Genomic DNA, 13,509 nt, shown 5'->3' with positions numbered 1-13,509 from the left:
CGCGGGTTCGGTCATCACCTGCCAATATAGGCGGCTAGTTCGTCCGGCGTCCCATTTGGGAAGGCCTGTTTTAGAAAATTCAAGAACGCCGACACTCGCGCGCTGAGTAGCCGCCGAGATGGGTAGAGCGCCCATAGAGCGATCTCCGGGCCGTCGATATCCCCCCATAGTACCAGCGTGCCGTCAGCCAAGTCGTGGGCCACCAACGAAATGGGAAGACGTGCTGCACCGACGCCGGCTCGCACCGCATCCCGGACCATAATGAGCATCGACAAAGCGAGGACAGGCTCGATTGCAATTGTTGACCGGCCGCCTTGTGTCTTCACGTGCCATGTTTGCCGATCGCCCGCCCAGCGCGCGACGCCAGGAGCGGCGAGTCCACCACTCGCGCGAGGAAGGTCAGGGCTCGCCACTACGACCAGGCGGTCGCGGAGAAACGCCCGTCCAACCAGGCTTTCGTCGGGATCTGGATTGACTCGGATTACCAGATCGTAGCCTTCCTCGATCATGTCAACAGGCCGATCCTCAGTCGTAACCTCCAGCCTCACCTCCGGATATTCAAGGGCAAACCCCGCAGCAATCCTCCCCATTGCGGTCTGAGAAAAAAGCAAAGGTGCGCTAATCCGTAATCTGCCCCTGGGTCTCTGACCGCCCGAGGCAATCGCCGAAGCCGTCTCGTCCAGTTCGGCAAGCAGCGCCCCTGTCCGCTCGAAGAGCGCCCGTCCTTCTTCGGTGAGCTTCAGGCTACGCGCACCCCGTTCAAACAGGCGCAGATCAAGGCTGCTTTCCAATTCTCCAACGCGCCGGGACAGGGTCGCCTTAGGCCGTCCGGTGGCCCTTGCCGCTTTGCCGAAACCACCGTGGCGGGCAACGAGATTAAAATCGGCGAGGGCAAGAAGATCCATGTGTGTTCCACCAGCGAGACGGTGCGTCTAAAATTTCAGCCTGTTGGACCCTCAGTGAGCCACACATATTGGCCGTGTCAAGCAACCCAACAGGAGAAATTTCATGACCATTCTCGTTACCGGGGCCACAGGCAATATTGGCCGCCAAGTCGTCGAACACCTCGTCAAGCGCGGCGCTGATGTACGTGCTCTCGTCCGCGATCCGTCGAAAGCCAACTTCCCGGCAGGCGTATCCATCGCGCAAGGCGACTTTCTCGATGTCGATTCGCTGCGCAAAGCCATGTCTGGAGTTTCCACTCTGTTCCTTTTGAACGCCGTAGTTCCGGACGAATTCACCCAAGCTTTGGTCGCGCTGAACGTTGCCCGATCGGCCGGTATCGAGCGGATCGTATATCTGTCGGTGATCCACGCTGACGGCTACGTGAACGTGCCCCATTTCGCTGGCAAGTTCGGCGTCGAGCGAATGATCGAGCAGATGGACTTCAAGGCTACGATCTTGCGCCCAGCTTACTTCATCCAGAACGATCTGATGATCAAAGACGTCATCACCGGCTATGGCACCTACACAATGCCGATCGGCGACAAGGGTCTCGCCATGATCGACGTCCGTGATATCGCCGAGATCGCCGCCCTTGAGCTGCTGCGCCGTGAACAGGCCGCAGAGCCGCTTGCGATCGACTGGATCAACCTCGTCGGTCCAGAGACACTGACTGGGGCGGATATCGCCGCCATCTGGTCAGACGTGCTCGCCCGCCCGATCAACTACGGCGGCGACAATACCGAGGATTTTGAGCAAAATCTCAAGCAGTTCGTGCCCGCCTGGATGGCCTACGACATGCGTCTGATGGGCGAGCGCTTCTTCACCGACGGGATGCTGCCTGGGGCCGGCGACGTCGAGCGCCTGACTGCCCTGCTCGGACGTCCACTGCGCCCATATCGAGCCTTCGCCTCGGAAACCGCTGCCTCCGCCTGACGGAAGCGCAGCCCCTGTCTGATCACAAGGACTGTCATCATGATTTATTCAACTGCCACAGTTCCGGTGAACCCGGAAGGCGAAGTCCCATTGACGGGCGCTCAAGTGTGGAAGGGTCTCGAGCTGAAAGCACGCGACGCCCGCTTGTTCCTTGTCACGGGTCTTTGCACCCGTTGCGACGTTGTGGAGGAAAGCGCTACCCACTTCGTGCGTGAGGCCACGATCGGTGGCCACGACCTGCGCGAAATCGTCACGCTCGAGCCGGAAAGCAAGGTCACCTTCTTCCAGGCATCCGGTCCGCGCGAGGGAGCGATTGTCAACGAACTGTTCGAAGATGGAGAAGGCGCACTGCAGCTTCGCTTCTACTGCTACATTGGCCTGCGCGGCAAAGAGCCAAACGGTCGCGAGGAGCAGGCCGAGCAGGCTCAGTTCGCCAGCGAAAACGGCTACAAGGCCGCCCTGCTGTCGACGCTGAAGCGGACCCGCGAACTGCTCGCAGCGGGAAAGCTCTAATCATCGCCAGAAACACAAGCAACAGGGCGGCTCTCAAGGAGGCGCCCTGCCTTCGCGGGAACAAATGATGCTACGTCCGTCGCCGACGCGTTCAGCCGCCTCTAACGGTATCGAACCGACCATCGCTCAGCGGCGACGACGGTCATGAAAAACCCGATCGACAACAGCGATGAGAGCACGATGGCGGCATAGAGCCGGTCGGACTGGTAGTTGAAGGTCGCCTGGATGATCAGCGCGCCGAGACCTTTGTCGGAGCCGATCCACTCGCCGACGATCGCGCCGATCACCGCGGTCGCCGAGGCGATCCGCAGCGAAGCGAAAAGCATTGGCAGCGCGCGCGGCAGGCGCAGGCGCCAGAATACTTCCCAGCGCGTCGCCGACAGCACGCGGAACAGCTCGTGCTCGCTGGGGCTCGCCGATTCCAGACCCCGGATCATGTTGATGAGCGTTGGGAAGAAACAGATCACCGCTGCGATCACGATCTTGGGCAGCATGCCGAGGCCGAAGATGAGGATGACGACCGGGGCCAGCGCCAGCACCGGGATCGTATTGAAGAACAGCACGACCGGAAAATATGCCGCCTGCAGCGTACGGCTGTGAACGAAGACGACCGCCAGCAGCACTGCGGCGAGGTTGCCTAGCACGAAGCCGGAGAGCGCCTCGATGGCCGTCGGCCAGAGGTTCGACAGGAGAAGCGATCCGTTCCTGGCAAACACGCCCGCTATCGCGGTCGGCGTCGGAACGATGTAAGCGGGCACGCCGGCGAGCGGCAGCAGGAATTGCCATGCGAGAATAAGCGAGCCGGCGCCGAGGATCGGCAGCGCAGCCTGTGCGAATGGCGAAAGCGCGCCCTGGTTCACGACGCCGTTCCGAGGGCGGAGCGCATCCTGGCCATTGCCGCGACGATCGCCGGATCCTCGCGCGAGCATCTGTTGTCCGGCCCCTTCAGCGGACGAAGGTCGTGGTCGGCGACGATCCGGCCGGGATGGGCGGCAAGCACGATCACGCGCTGTCCGAGATAGACCGCTTCGGCAATGGAATGTGTGACGAACAGCACGGTCGTTCCGGTCCGCCGCCAAAGGTTCAGCAGTTCGTCGTTGAGGCGATCGCGGGTGATCTCGTCAAGCGCGCCAAACGGCTCGTCCATCAGAAGCAGACGTGGCTCGCCAAGCAGCGCCCGGGCGATCGCCAGCCTTTGGCGTTGTCCGCCGGAAAGCTGATGCGGCAGGCGCTCACCAAGCGCCGACAGCCCGACGAGTTCGAGCAACTCGTCGGCGCGGTCGTCTATCATGCGTGACAGGCTGCGGCGGCCGACCTGGATCGGCAGCCGCACATTCTCGCGCGCCGTGCGCCACGGCAAAAGGGTCGAGTCCTGGAAGACGAAGCCCACACCGCGGTCGGAGCGCACCGCCGACGGCGTTTCGCCCATCACGCGTATCGTGCCCGCGAGCGGCGCCAGCAGATCGGCGACAACCCGCAGCAACGTCGACTTTCCGCACCCCGAAGGCCCGAGGATCGACAGGAATGTCCCGGCCTCGACTGTCAGTTCGAGACCGGAGATCACCGCCACGGGCGAGCGCCGGCCGGGATAGCCGACGTCGAGCCCGGAGGTTTCGATGGCCGGCGCGGCCATCAAGAGGCGGGCGCGCCGAGCTTCGGCCGTTCAGCCGCACTGAGTTCGAGAACCTTCGTCGTATAGACGTCCTCGGCCTTCGGCCTGCCGTTTGGATACTGGCCAATCTGGTCAAGCAGCGCGATCTGGCTCTCGATCGAGGCAGGATTGAAGGTGCCCCATCCATCCTTTTTCGTGTTGTCGTCAAACGACAGTTTCAGCACCAGGGAAATCGTCTTCTTTTCCCAGCCTGCGTCGATCTCGGGATAGGCCGCGACGAGCTTGTCGACCGCCTGCTCGGGATTGGCGTGGACCCAGCCCCACCCCTTGGCCACCGCGCCGATGAATTTCGCCAGGGTCGCGGAATCGGATTCGATGGCGCTGTCAGTCGCGAAATAGACATTGGCATAGGACGCCAGGCCGAGCTCCGACAACAGCAGATCGATGCGATCGTCACCGACGACGCTGAGCGCCTGCGTGTTGGTGATCCAGCCGCCGATCGCATCGACGTCGCCACGAACCAGCGGCGCCTTGTCGAACCCGACATTGACGATGGTGACCTCGGAAGGGTCGATCTTGTTCTTCGCGAGCATCGCGTCGATGGCGAAGCGCGCGGTCGGCTGCGTGCCGATCCGCATCCCCTTCAGATCCGCCACCGACCGGATCGGCTTCTCCGGTTTCGACGTCAGCGCATAGGGCCCGGTGCGATAGCCGCAGGCGATTATCCTCACCGGAACGCCGCTCGCCCGCGCGGCATAGAGTTGAGGCGATTCCGAGAATTGGCCGAGATGAGCGGCACCGGACACCACCGGCGGCACGGTGGCGGCGTTCGGCCCGCCGGGGCTGAACTCCACTTCAAGCCCAGCTTCGCTGAAGTAGCCATTGGCGACGGCTGCGACGTCGCCGATCTGGCCGTTCGACATCAGCCAGTCATACTGGACGACGAGCTTGGCGGCTGCCGAGGCGCTGGCGCCGAACAGCTGAAGTCCCGGCCCGAAAGCCGCCAGGCCGGCGGCGCCGGCCTTCAGGATCGATCTGCGATTCCACTGCGATGCGTTCCCACTCATCTTCTTGCTCCTTTGTTTGACTGCTTGCATGCGGCGCGGCCCCTTCTTGCGGGGCCGTCGCGATCCAATCACACTTGCGTGTCGTGATAGTCGCCCGGTCCCGCGCCGGTCCAGGCATAGAGTTCCCACAGCGTCCCGTCCGGATCGTGGAAGTAGGCGCAGCGCGCGTTCCAGACATAGTCGCCGGGCGGCCCGACGAACGGCACGCCCTTGTCCGACAGTTCGGCGTAGAGCCGGTCGACCTCGCCGGCGCTTTCGAGTTCCATGGCGACGCATGCCTTGTGCGCCTGCTTCGGTGAGCGGACATTCGAGACGCCGCAGTGGCGATTGATGTGGTCCAATTGCCATGCAGCGAGCGTCACGCGCTCGGAATGAAAATCGACAAAGCCCTCGGCGCGGCGTCTGATCCGGTAGCCAAGCTTCTGCGTATAGAAGTCGATGGTGCGGTCGATATCCTCTACAAGCAGGCAGATATCGGTGATTGCCTTGGTCTGCCCGAGCGACATGGTCATTTGCCTCGATTGATCGCGGTGAGTTCGACGCCTACGCGCGATGCGGCGCCTTCGATGTGCCGGCGCATCGCCTCGCCGGCAGCCTGCGGATCATGCGCGGCGAGCGCGTCGTAGATCCGCACGTGCTCGGCGACATTGACCTCGACCAGGTCGTGGAGCGGGTTGGTGAGGCGGGCATAGTGGATCGACTGGCGGATCTGCTCGCAGACGAAGGAAATGAAGGTGTAGATGTAACTATTGCCGGTCGCCCGGGCGATCGCCCGATGGAAAAGCAGATCGGCCTCGATGCTGCCATCCTCCCAGCGCTCCTCGCCGCCCATGCGGTCCAGCGCAGCCTTGATTGCGTCAAGATCATCGGATGTACAGCGCGCCGCGGCCAGCGTGGCGGACTCGGTCTCCAGGATGCTGCGCAGCTCGAAGAGCTGCTCCATGTTGCGCTGGTCTTTCAGCGCCTCACGGTCGATCCGGATGGCGGTCCGCTGTTCCGGCGCCATGACGAATGCGCCTACGCCCTGACGCGCCTCGATCATGCCATCGGCGCGAAGCTGCGCAATCGCTTCCCTGACAACATTGCGGCTGACGCCGAACTTGTCGGCGAGCTGGCTTTCGGTGGGGAGCCGGGCTCCCGGGATGATGTCGCCGCCCTCGATCTCGCGGCTCAGATGCGAAGCGACGCGATGCGGAAGCGCCTCCACGCTGCCGATGATGGACGAACGCTGCTTCATGCGGCTTTCCCCTACAAATCGCCCGGACCAGGCATGAGACACGCGGGATTGAACAGGCCTGCCGGATCGAAGGCTGCCTTGATCGCGGTATGAAGCTGCCGTTCGCGTTGCGACAGGCCGGCCCAGAACACGTGACTGCGGCTGCGACCGACGCCATGTTCGGCACTGAACGAGCCGCCGAGCGCTCCGACCAGCTCGTAGAGCCGGGCCAAAACCGCCTGCCCCACGGTCCTCGCTTCGCCGGGCTCGCAATCGATCGGAGGCAGCACATTGAAATGGATGTTGCCGTCGCCCGCATGGCCATAGGTCAGGGATGCCCAGCCAGGCCAGTCGCGCACAATGCACGCGCGTGCTTGCTCGATCAGCGTCGGCACCTGGCTGAGACGAACCGAGAGGTCGGTGCGGACATGATAGCCGCGCCGCGCCTGCCCCTCGACCAGGCCCTCACGGATGGCCCAGAATGTGGCAGCCTGCGAACGGCTTTGCGCGACGACGGCGTCCCTGATCAGGTCGGCCTCGAGGGCGCGCGCCAGCATAATTTCAAGAAGGCCGCCGGCATCTATCCCTGGCCCACAGGCGAGTTCGACGATCGCATGAACCGAACATTCTTGCGTCAGCGGCGAGCGCAGGTTCGGATCGATGAGGTAGACCAGCGGCAGGCACTCCTCGCCGATGACCTCAAACGCGCTGAGAAGGTCGGAGCAGAGATGCCTTGCCGTCCGGAACAGCTCGCACGCCTGGCGGAAGCTGCCCAGTCCGACATAGGCGGTCTCGACCTGCGTCGGCCGGGGCGAGAGCCTTACCTCGACGCCGGTGACGACTCCCAGCGTCCCTTCCGAGCCGATCATCAATTGCTTCAGGCTGTAGCCGCGATTGTCCTTGCGCAGCCCGTTCATGCCGTTCCAAAGGGTGCCGTCCGGCAGCACCGTCTCAAGCCCGAGCACCAGATCACGCGTCATGCCGTAGCGCAGCACATTGATGCCGCCGGCGTTGGTCGCGACATTGCCGCCGATCGTGCACGATCCCTGTGCGCCAAGCGCGAGCGGGAAGGTCATCTCGGATGCTTCAGCGGCGTCCTTGACGTCCTGCAGCACGGCTCCGGCATCCGCTTGCAGGGTGAAGTCGAGCGGGTCGACGCGGCGTATGCGATTGAGACGCTCGAGCGACAGCACTGCGTAGTCCGAATTGTCTGGAATGGCGCCACCGGCAAGTCCGGTATTGCCGCCTTGCACGACGATGGCGACACCGCTCTGCGAGCACCATTTCACAAATGCCTGGACTTCTTCCACCGATCCTGGACGCACGATGAAGCGGGCACTTCCGCGCCTGTCGCGGCCCCAATCGATGAGGTAGCGCTCTGCCTGGGGCGACTGGCCGTCAATCAGCGCATCACCCGCCAACTGCGCAGGCAGCTCAGCAATTGCGCCGGAAGCTTCGCGTGGAGATGGGCGATCCGTGATCATCGGGTCAGATCATACGGTCATCCTACAACTTCGCAAGTCCTATTCTTCTCGATGCTCCAGGGTCCACCTGCCCCCCTCCAACAACGGATGCCGGTCTCCTTCGAATAAGGATTGTGTCGAATACATTTCGCTGATTAGCTATCTTGCATAAGTCCGGGACAAGATTGGCAAATGTTGTCCGGGGAGGACCGCGATGCCGGCGCTTGAGGTTCGCCACGTTTCGAAGAATTTCGGGGCCATCCAGGCCCTGAGCGACGTCAGCTTCCAGGTGGAGCGAGGCGAAGTCGTGGGTCTGATGGGGGACAACGGCGCCGGCAAGTCCACCGTGGTCAAGACCGTGGCTGGCAATTTCCCGCCGAGCGACGGCGAAATTGTCGTGGACGGCGAGGTTTGCCATTTCCATAAACCCGTCCAGGCCCGCGCCAAGGGGATCGAAGTCGTCTATCAGGACCTGGCGCTCGCCGACAATCTGACGGCGGCGCAGAACGTCTTCCTCGGCCGCGAGATCAAGAAAGGTTTCTGGCCGATCAGAGTGCTTGACAAGCAGGCGATGATCGACCGCTCGGCAGCGCTGTTCAGGGAACTCAAATCGGAAACCAGGCCGCGCGATCTGGTCAAGAAGATGTCCGGTGGGCAGCGCCAGGCGGTAGCCATTGCGCGAACCCGGCTTTCAAACGCCAAGCTGGTGTTGATGGACGAGCCGACCGCCGCCATCTCGGTGCGCCAGGTGGCGGAAGTGCTCGAATTGATCCGGCGCCTGAAAGCGCAGGGCGTCGGCGTCATGCTGATCAGCCACCGCATGCCTGACGTTTTTGCCGTCGCAGATCGCATCATCGTGCTCAGGCGAGGTTCCAAGGTTGCCGACAAGGACACCGGCAACACATCACCCGAGGAAATCACAGGACTGATAACGGGAGCCATCCGTGGCGAATAGTGTTCAGGAATCGGCCGGGAACGCCGGCCAGCCGGCCATGTCGGACTTCGTCCCGACCAAGGAACAGACAGCTTTCCAACGCGTGATCTCAAGTCAGCCCTTCTGGGTGACGATCGCGCTGATCGCGCTGGTCATCTTGATGACAGCGATGGAGCCGAGCTTCGGCACCTCCGAAAACGTCGCCAATGTGACGCGCAATCTTGCGCCTTTCGGCATCATGGCGCTCGGCATGACGGTCGTCATCATCACCGGTGGCATCGATCTGTCGGTCGGCTCGATCATGGGCCTCGTGGTCATCGTCGCCGGCCTGTTCCTCACCTGGCATTATCCCTGGTACATCGCTTTCGCTATGGGCCTTTTTTCCGGCCTGGCCTGCGGCGCGGTCAACGGGTTCTTTGTCGCCTATGTTGGGATGCCGTCCTTTGTCGTCACGCTCGGCATGCTGTCCGTCGCGCGCTCGCTGGCGGTGGTGTTCTCGGCCAACCAGATGCTTTACCAGTTCGGGCCCGATGCTCCGATCGTGAAGGCGATCGGCCAGGCGAAATGGCCGCGGCATGGACCCGAGGACTGGGCGCCGCACTGGATACCGGAACTGTCGTCGCAATTCTGGACCATGGTGGTCCTGGCGCTGATTGTCGGCTTCGTGTTCAATTTCACTGCCTGGGCCCGGCATCTGTTCGCAATCGGCGGCAATGAGGAGGCGGCGCGGCTCACCGGCGTTCCGGTCGACTGGATTAAGTTCCAGGCATACCTCTTCTCCGCCTTCACCGCCTCGATCGCCTCGCTCCTGCTGCTCGGCTACAACGGCTCGGCCATCAATGCGATGGGCCAGGGCTATGAGCTGCGCGTCATTGCGGCGACAGTGATTGGCGGCGCCAGCCTGATGGGCGGCGCCGGCACGGCCTTCGGTGCCGTCATCGGTTCGGCGTTCCTCGAAGTGATCAGGAATGCGCTGCTGATGGCCGGCATCGATTCAAACTGGCAGGGTGCCTTCGTCGGCGCCTTCATCGTTCTTGCGGTTCTTTTGGGCATGCAGACCGGCGGCAAATCGATCCTCGCCGCGTCGCTGGCAGTCCTGATGCCCAAAAAAAGCCGCTAGAAACCCGCCGGCGGGAGGCCTGCGGGACATCACACCAAGGAGGAGAACTTCACATGAAAAAACATCTGCTGACGGCGGCTGTCGCGCTTGGCGCCATGGTGCTCGCCGTTTCCGGTGCCGACGCGAAATACACCTTCGCCCTGGTGCCGAAGAACATGAACAATCCTTTCTTCGACCAGGCACGCGACGGCTGCAAGAAGGCCGAAGCCGAATCGAATGGTGCCCTGGAGTGCATGTATATCGGCCCCGGCGAGCATGGCGGCGGCGACGAGCAGGTACAGATCGTGCAGGACCTCGTGGCCAAGAGGGTGGACGGTATCGCCGTGTCGCCATCGAACGCTGCGGCGATGGCGGTTGCGCTGCAGGCCGCCAAGGACGCCGGCATTCCGGTCCTCACCTGGGACTCCGATCTGCTGCCCGAGAACAAGGACCTGCGCGTCGCCTATATCGGCACGCACAATTATGAGATCGGAACGAACCTCGCCAAGCTCGCCATGCAGATCAAGCCCAAGGGCGGCACGATCTGTATCCAGTCGGGCGGCGCGGCGGCGGCCAACCACAATGAGCGCATGCAGGGCATTCGCGACACGCTTTCGGGAACCAAATCGGCTGCCTCACCGGGCGACCGCCTGACCGGACAGAACGGCTGGACCGAAATCGAGGGCTGCCCACTCTACACCGACGACGACTTCCCGCGCTCGGTGCAGCAGTTCGAGGACATCATGGCGAAAAACCCGAACCTCGATGCGTTCATCCCAACCGGCGGCTTCCCGCAGTTCATCCCCGATGCCAATCGCGCCGCGGTCGCGCCGTACAAGGACAAGATCGCCTCGAAGGCCCTGGCCCTGGTCGTCGCCGATACGCTTCCCGTACAGATCGACCAGATGAAGGAAGGGTTCTCGCTCGGCCAGGTCGGCCAGCGGCCGTTCGAAATGGGCTACAAGACGATGATGGCGCTGAAGGATATGAAGGACGGCAAGGCTTCGCCGGCCGACCCGACCTATACCGGCCTTGACATTTGCACGCCGGAGACAGCGGATACCTGCATCGCCAAATAGTGCTCCAAATAGCGTTAATCGGGCGGGAGCAAACTCCCGCCCTTTTCATAGCCCGGCCTTTTCCTAGGGGATCTCAATGTCGGAATTGTTCTCGCTCAACGGCCGTGTTGCGTTGGTCACGGGTGCTTCGCGTGGTCTCGGCTTCGCCATGGCCAAGGCACTTGCGGAAAACGGCGCGACGGTGATCGCCAATGCCCGCGATCCGGCGGCGCTGTCCGCGGCGGCCGCAAGGATCGGTGCCGAAGCCCTGCCGTTCGATGTCACCGACGCGGCGATCTCGAGGGCGTCGCTCGAAGGGATTGTCGAACGCCACGGCCGCCTCGATATTCTGGTCAACAACGCCGGCATCCAGCATCGAAGTCCGTTGGTCGAATGGCAGGACGAGGATTTCGACCATGTGATTGCCGTCAATCTTTCGGCCTGCTTCCGTCTGATGCGCGACGCGGTGCGCCTGATGCTGCCAAACAAGTTCGGGCGCATAATAAACACTGGATCGGTTGCAGCGATCCTTGGCCGTCCCACCATTCACGCCTATGTGGCGGCAAAGGCGGGCCTGCACGGGCTGACACGCTCGACCGCCGCTGAACTGGGCCGTCACGGCATCACCGTCAACGCGATCGCCCCCGGCTATTTCGCTACTGAGCTCAATACCGCACTTATGAGCGACGAGGCCTTCACCAAATGGGTCGAGGCACGAACCCCGGCGGGCCGCTGGGCCCAGCCTGAGGAACTCGGCGGAGCCGTGGTGTTTCTCGCCTCAGACGCTGCCGCCTACGTCAACGGCCATGTGCTGGCCGTTGACGGTGGGCTATCGGTTTCCCTCTGACCGGCGACGCGCCTTTCAGGAATAAATTTCAGCCAGGCAGCGCTGCGAAATTTGCGAAGACCGGCTGAGTTAATGCATGTCGCCCAAAAGTGCGCAGCGGTTTTGGGATAACGACATGCATAAAAACAAAAACCTAAAGCCGCGTCGCAGACGCGACGCGCTTTAGCCGATCCCATAGACCAGGCTCACGCGCCCATCTGTGAGCTGCTGAACCTTCCGCAGTTCAAGCCCGCGACGATTTTGCGTTGCTCCAAACAGCGCCTTCCCTTCGCCGACGAGCAGTGGATAGAGGATAAGCCGCAGTTCATCCACCAGCCCGGCATCGATGAGGCTCGCGGTCATTCGCGCACCGCCCATGAGATAGATATCCTTGCCCGGCTGCTGCTTGAGGCCAGCGATGTCTTCGAGGCTCCGCACGAAGCGCGTCTTTGGCCAAAGCGCCGAAGTCATCGTGTTCGACAGCACATAATGCGGGGTCTGTTCGGCAAAGCGGGCCCATTCGAGCTCCGCCGGCGTCGGCAGTTTGCCGGTCATCGGCAGCGGCTTGTCCGGCTCATTCTGGATCGCGCTCCAGTAGCGCTCGTAGCCGGCGTACATGACGCTCCCGAGCAGGCAGGCATCGATCTGCGGCGTCAGCCCGTAGTCCTCCGACCAGGCGTCGACCCAATCGGCGTAACCCTCGGGTCCCTCCATCTTGCCGTCGACGGAAACCTTCATTCCGGCGATCAATTTGCGCATGACGTCCTCCATCAGGCTTGCCCAATGCAAGCACGTTTCATCGTTTCATCGTTGCCGGTGTGCGAGCCTCCACGGGCGGATGCCGGTGGAGGCTGGGCGGTGAATTCAGTCGACCCTACCGTGTCAGGTCGGCAGGCGGCGGTCGTATTCTTCCCGCAGCCGACTCCAGCCATCCCAGAACGAGGTCGGCGTCTTGCCGGCGAGGCGGGCAGCCAGCATGTCGAGGTGCATGTGCCAGCCGGCGGTGACGTTGAGCTGGATTGCGCGTTCCGGCAGCCGGCGATGGATGACGGTGAGCAGCACATCGTTCCCATTCGGCTCCAGCAAGAAGGAAACCCCGCCGGTGTCTCCCCAGGTGATGGCAAGCTTGTAAGGTTGATCGAGCTCGGTGATCCGTCCCTTCATCCGGTGCTCTTCGGGAAAGCCGGCGGGGCGCTGGCCGGGCGGATCGGTCAGCTCGTCGTTACGCCAGACCAACTCGAACGAGGTGCCGGCCTTCATTTCCATCTGGCCCGCGGCCATCCACTGCCGGCGCAGGTCGCTCTCGGTGAGATAGGCCCAGACCCGCTCGATCGGACCGGGCAAAAGCCGCTGGATGGTGAACGTGGCGGGCTCGGTCAGTTCGCCATAGGCTTCGATGGCTTTCATCTGGTTCATTGGTCGTCTCCTTCTCTTGAGGCGGGCGATTTCCTGGAATCATGCCGGGCTTTACGTGCGTCCTCTTCGCGAAGCAGACGCTCGAGGACGTCGAGACGGTTGGTCCAGAAGCGCTCGTAGAAGCCGAGCCATTGGTGGGCGCTGGCCAGCGGTCCGGGTTCGAGGCGGCACAGATGTGTGCGGCCCCTCACCTCGCGACGAATAAGCCCTGCATTCTCCAGCGCCTTGATGTGCTTGGAGGCGGCGGCCAGCGACATGGCGAAGGGTTCCGCCAGCTGGCTCACCGTTCGCTCGCCGCCGGCGAGGTCGCGAAGCATGTCCCGGCGGGTGGCGTCGCCAAGCGCATGAAAAACCGCGTCGATCTGGGGTGTCTCTAATTCAACCATGTAGTTGAATATAGAGGCGCGCTTTCGAATTGTCAACCGAT

At 62.7% G+C, this 13,509-nt stretch carries 16 protein-coding genes; 6 read left to right on the top strand and 10 right to left on the bottom strand.

Translation table 11 applies throughout. The features are described from left to right. Nucleotides 1-14 precede the first annotated feature (14 nt). The gene (locus tag AC0L2R_RS17840; protein ID WP_473510551.1) at nt 15-905 is read right to left on the bottom strand and encodes a LysR family transcriptional regulator; all 891 of its coding nucleotides are present in this window, start codon (nt 903-905) and stop codon (nt 15-17) included. A gap of 103 nt (nt 906-1,008) precedes the next feature. Between AC0L2R_RS17840 and AC0L2R_RS17835 the strand changes: the two genes are divergently transcribed. Next, the gene (locus AC0L2R_RS17835; RefSeq protein WP_473510549.1) at nt 1,009-1,878 is read left to right on the top strand and encodes an SDR family oxidoreductase; all 870 of its coding nucleotides are present in this window, start codon (nt 1,009-1,011) and stop codon (nt 1,876-1,878) included. A 39-nt stretch (nt 1,879-1,917) separates the two neighbouring features. Further along, entirely contained in the window at nt 1,918-2,391 is a 474-nt protein-coding gene (locus AC0L2R_RS17830; protein ID WP_473510547.1) for an SRPBCC family protein, read from the top strand. A 101-nt stretch (nt 2,392-2,492) separates the two neighbouring features. Here the strand turns inward: AC0L2R_RS17830 and AC0L2R_RS17825 are convergent, their stop codons facing one another. From AC0L2R_RS17825 to AC0L2R_RS17800, 6 genes are all read right to left on the bottom strand, one after another. Then, the gene (locus AC0L2R_RS17825; protein WP_473510545.1) at nt 2,493-3,251 is read right to left on the bottom strand and encodes an ABC transporter permease; all 759 of its coding nucleotides are present in this window, start codon (nt 3,249-3,251) and stop codon (nt 2,493-2,495) included. Next, on the bottom strand, nt 3,248-4,024 hold the full coding sequence (locus AC0L2R_RS17820) for an ABC transporter ATP-binding protein (protein ID WP_473510544.1): 777 nt from the start codon (nt 4,022-4,024) through the stop codon (nt 3,248-3,250). The genes AC0L2R_RS17825 and AC0L2R_RS17820 overlap by 4 nt, the downstream gene beginning before the upstream one ends. After that, the gene (locus tag AC0L2R_RS17815) at nt 4,024-5,070 is read right to left on the bottom strand and encodes an ABC transporter substrate-binding protein (protein ID WP_473510542.1); all 1,047 of its coding nucleotides are present in this window, start codon (nt 5,068-5,070) and stop codon (nt 4,024-4,026) included. Before AC0L2R_RS17815 ends, AC0L2R_RS17820 begins: the two co-directional genes overlap by 1 nt. A 68-nt stretch (nt 5,071-5,138) precedes the next feature. Further along, complete coding sequence (locus tag AC0L2R_RS17810) at nt 5,139-5,576, bottom strand: VOC family protein (RefSeq protein ID WP_023799114.1); 438 nt, start codon at nt 5,574-5,576, stop codon at nt 5,139-5,141. 2 nt (nt 5,577-5,578) lie between these two features. After that, the gene (locus AC0L2R_RS17805) at nt 5,579-6,307 is read right to left on the bottom strand and encodes a FadR/GntR family transcriptional regulator (RefSeq protein ID WP_128246959.1); all 729 of its coding nucleotides are present in this window, start codon (nt 6,305-6,307) and stop codon (nt 5,579-5,581) included. Between the two features lie 11 nt (nt 6,308-6,318). Further along, complete coding sequence (locus AC0L2R_RS17800) at nt 6,319-7,770, bottom strand: FAD-binding oxidoreductase (RefSeq protein ID WP_473510540.1); 1,452 nt, start codon at nt 7,768-7,770, stop codon at nt 6,319-6,321. A gap of 193 nt (nt 7,771-7,963) precedes the next feature. Here AC0L2R_RS17800 and AC0L2R_RS17795 point away from each other — a divergent pair, with 193 nt between their 5' ends. From AC0L2R_RS17795 to AC0L2R_RS17780, 4 genes are all read left to right on the top strand, one after another. Beyond that, nucleotides 7,964-8,704, top strand: a complete 741-nt coding sequence (locus tag AC0L2R_RS17795) for an ATP-binding cassette domain-containing protein (protein WP_473510538.1) — start codon at nt 7,964-7,966, stop codon at nt 8,702-8,704. Further along, the gene (locus tag AC0L2R_RS17790; RefSeq protein WP_473510536.1) at nt 8,694-9,803 is read left to right on the top strand and encodes an ABC transporter permease; all 1,110 of its coding nucleotides are present in this window, start codon (nt 8,694-8,696) and stop codon (nt 9,801-9,803) included. Before AC0L2R_RS17795 ends, AC0L2R_RS17790 begins: the two co-directional genes overlap by 11 nt. Before the next feature lie 53 nt (nt 9,804-9,856). Next, on the top strand, nt 9,857-10,861 hold the full coding sequence (locus tag AC0L2R_RS17785) for a sugar-binding protein (RefSeq protein ID WP_473510534.1): 1,005 nt from the start codon (nt 9,857-9,859) through the stop codon (nt 10,859-10,861). Nucleotides 10,862-10,937: 76 nt separating this feature from the next. After that, nucleotides 10,938-11,687 (top strand): glucose 1-dehydrogenase, encoded by a 750-nt coding sequence (locus AC0L2R_RS17780; protein WP_473510533.1) that lies wholly within the window; start codon nt 10,938-10,940, stop codon nt 11,685-11,687. A 162-nt stretch (nt 11,688-11,849) separates the two neighbouring features. Here the strand turns inward: AC0L2R_RS17780 and AC0L2R_RS17775 are convergent, their stop codons facing one another. The 3 genes from AC0L2R_RS17775 to AC0L2R_RS17765 all read right to left on the bottom strand — a co-directional run bounded on the left by AC0L2R_RS17775 (nt 11,850) and on the right by AC0L2R_RS17765 (nt 13,468). Next, nucleotides 11,850-12,425, bottom strand: a complete 576-nt coding sequence (locus AC0L2R_RS17775) for a dihydrofolate reductase family protein (protein ID WP_473510531.1) — start codon at nt 12,423-12,425, stop codon at nt 11,850-11,852. Nucleotides 12,426-12,548: 123 nt separating this feature from the next. Beyond that, nucleotides 12,549-13,082 carry an SRPBCC family protein gene (locus tag AC0L2R_RS17770; RefSeq protein ID WP_473510529.1) on the bottom strand — a complete coding sequence of 178 codons (534 nt, stop codon included), beginning with the start codon at nt 13,080-13,082 and terminating at the stop codon, nt 12,549-12,551. Next, nucleotides 13,079-13,468, bottom strand: coding sequence for an ArsR/SmtB family transcription factor (locus AC0L2R_RS17765; RefSeq protein ID WP_473510527.1), 390 nt, complete (start codon nt 13,466-13,468; stop codon nt 13,079-13,081). The genes AC0L2R_RS17770 and AC0L2R_RS17765 overlap by 4 nt, the downstream gene beginning before the upstream one ends. Between the last annotated feature and the right edge of the window lie 41 nt (nt 13,469-13,509).

Source organism: Mesorhizobium sp. WSM4820 (assembly GCF_055811075.1).
The sequence above is the reverse complement of the archived record's forward strand: the minus strand, read 5'-3'. Positions and strand labels throughout refer to the sequence as shown.

Bases quoted from the DNA above. Each gene is read 5' to 3' on its own strand.
- AC0L2R_RS17840 (WP_473510551.1), bottom strand. From the start codon at position 905: ATGGATCTTCTTGCCCTCGCCGATTTTAATCTCGTTGCCCGCCACGGT.
- AC0L2R_RS17835 (WP_473510549.1), top strand. From the start codon at position 1,009: ATGACCATTCTCGTTACCGGGGCCACAGGCAATATTGGCCGCCAAGTC.
- AC0L2R_RS17830 (WP_473510547.1), top strand. From the start codon at position 1,918: ATGATTTATTCAACTGCCACAGTTCCGGTGAACCCGGAAGGCGAAGTC.
- AC0L2R_RS17820 (WP_473510544.1), bottom strand. From the start codon at position 4,024: ATGGCCGCGCCGGCCATCGAAACCTCCGGGCTCGACGTCGGCTATCCC.
- AC0L2R_RS17815 (WP_473510542.1), bottom strand. From the start codon at position 5,070: ATGAGTGGGAACGCATCGCAGTGGAATCGCAGATCGATCCTGAAGGCC.
- AC0L2R_RS17810 (WP_023799114.1), bottom strand. From the start codon at position 5,576: ATGTCGCTCGGGCAGACCAAGGCAATCACCGATATCTGCCTGCTTGTA.
- AC0L2R_RS17805 (WP_128246959.1), bottom strand. From the start codon at position 6,307: ATGAAGCAGCGTTCGTCCATCATCGGCAGCGTGGAGGCGCTTCCGCAT.
- AC0L2R_RS17800 (WP_473510540.1), bottom strand. From the start codon at position 7,770: ATGATCACGGATCGCCCATCTCCACGCGAAGCTTCCGGCGCAATTGCT.
- AC0L2R_RS17795 (WP_473510538.1), top strand. From the start codon at position 7,964: ATGCCGGCGCTTGAGGTTCGCCACGTTTCGAAGAATTTCGGGGCCATC.
- AC0L2R_RS17785 (WP_473510534.1), top strand. From the start codon at position 9,857: ATGAAAAAACATCTGCTGACGGCGGCTGTCGCGCTTGGCGCCATGGTG.
- AC0L2R_RS17780 (WP_473510533.1), top strand. From the start codon at position 10,938: ATGTCGGAATTGTTCTCGCTCAACGGCCGTGTTGCGTTGGTCACGGGT.
- AC0L2R_RS17775 (WP_473510531.1), bottom strand. From the start codon at position 12,425: ATGCGCAAATTGATCGCCGGAATGAAGGTTTCCGTCGACGGCAAGATG.
- AC0L2R_RS17770 (WP_473510529.1), bottom strand. From the start codon at position 13,082: ATGAACCAGATGAAAGCCATCGAAGCCTATGGCGAACTGACCGAGCCC.
- AC0L2R_RS17765 (WP_473510527.1), bottom strand. From the start codon at position 13,468: ATGGTTGAATTAGAGACACCCCAGATCGACGCGGTTTTTCATGCGCTT.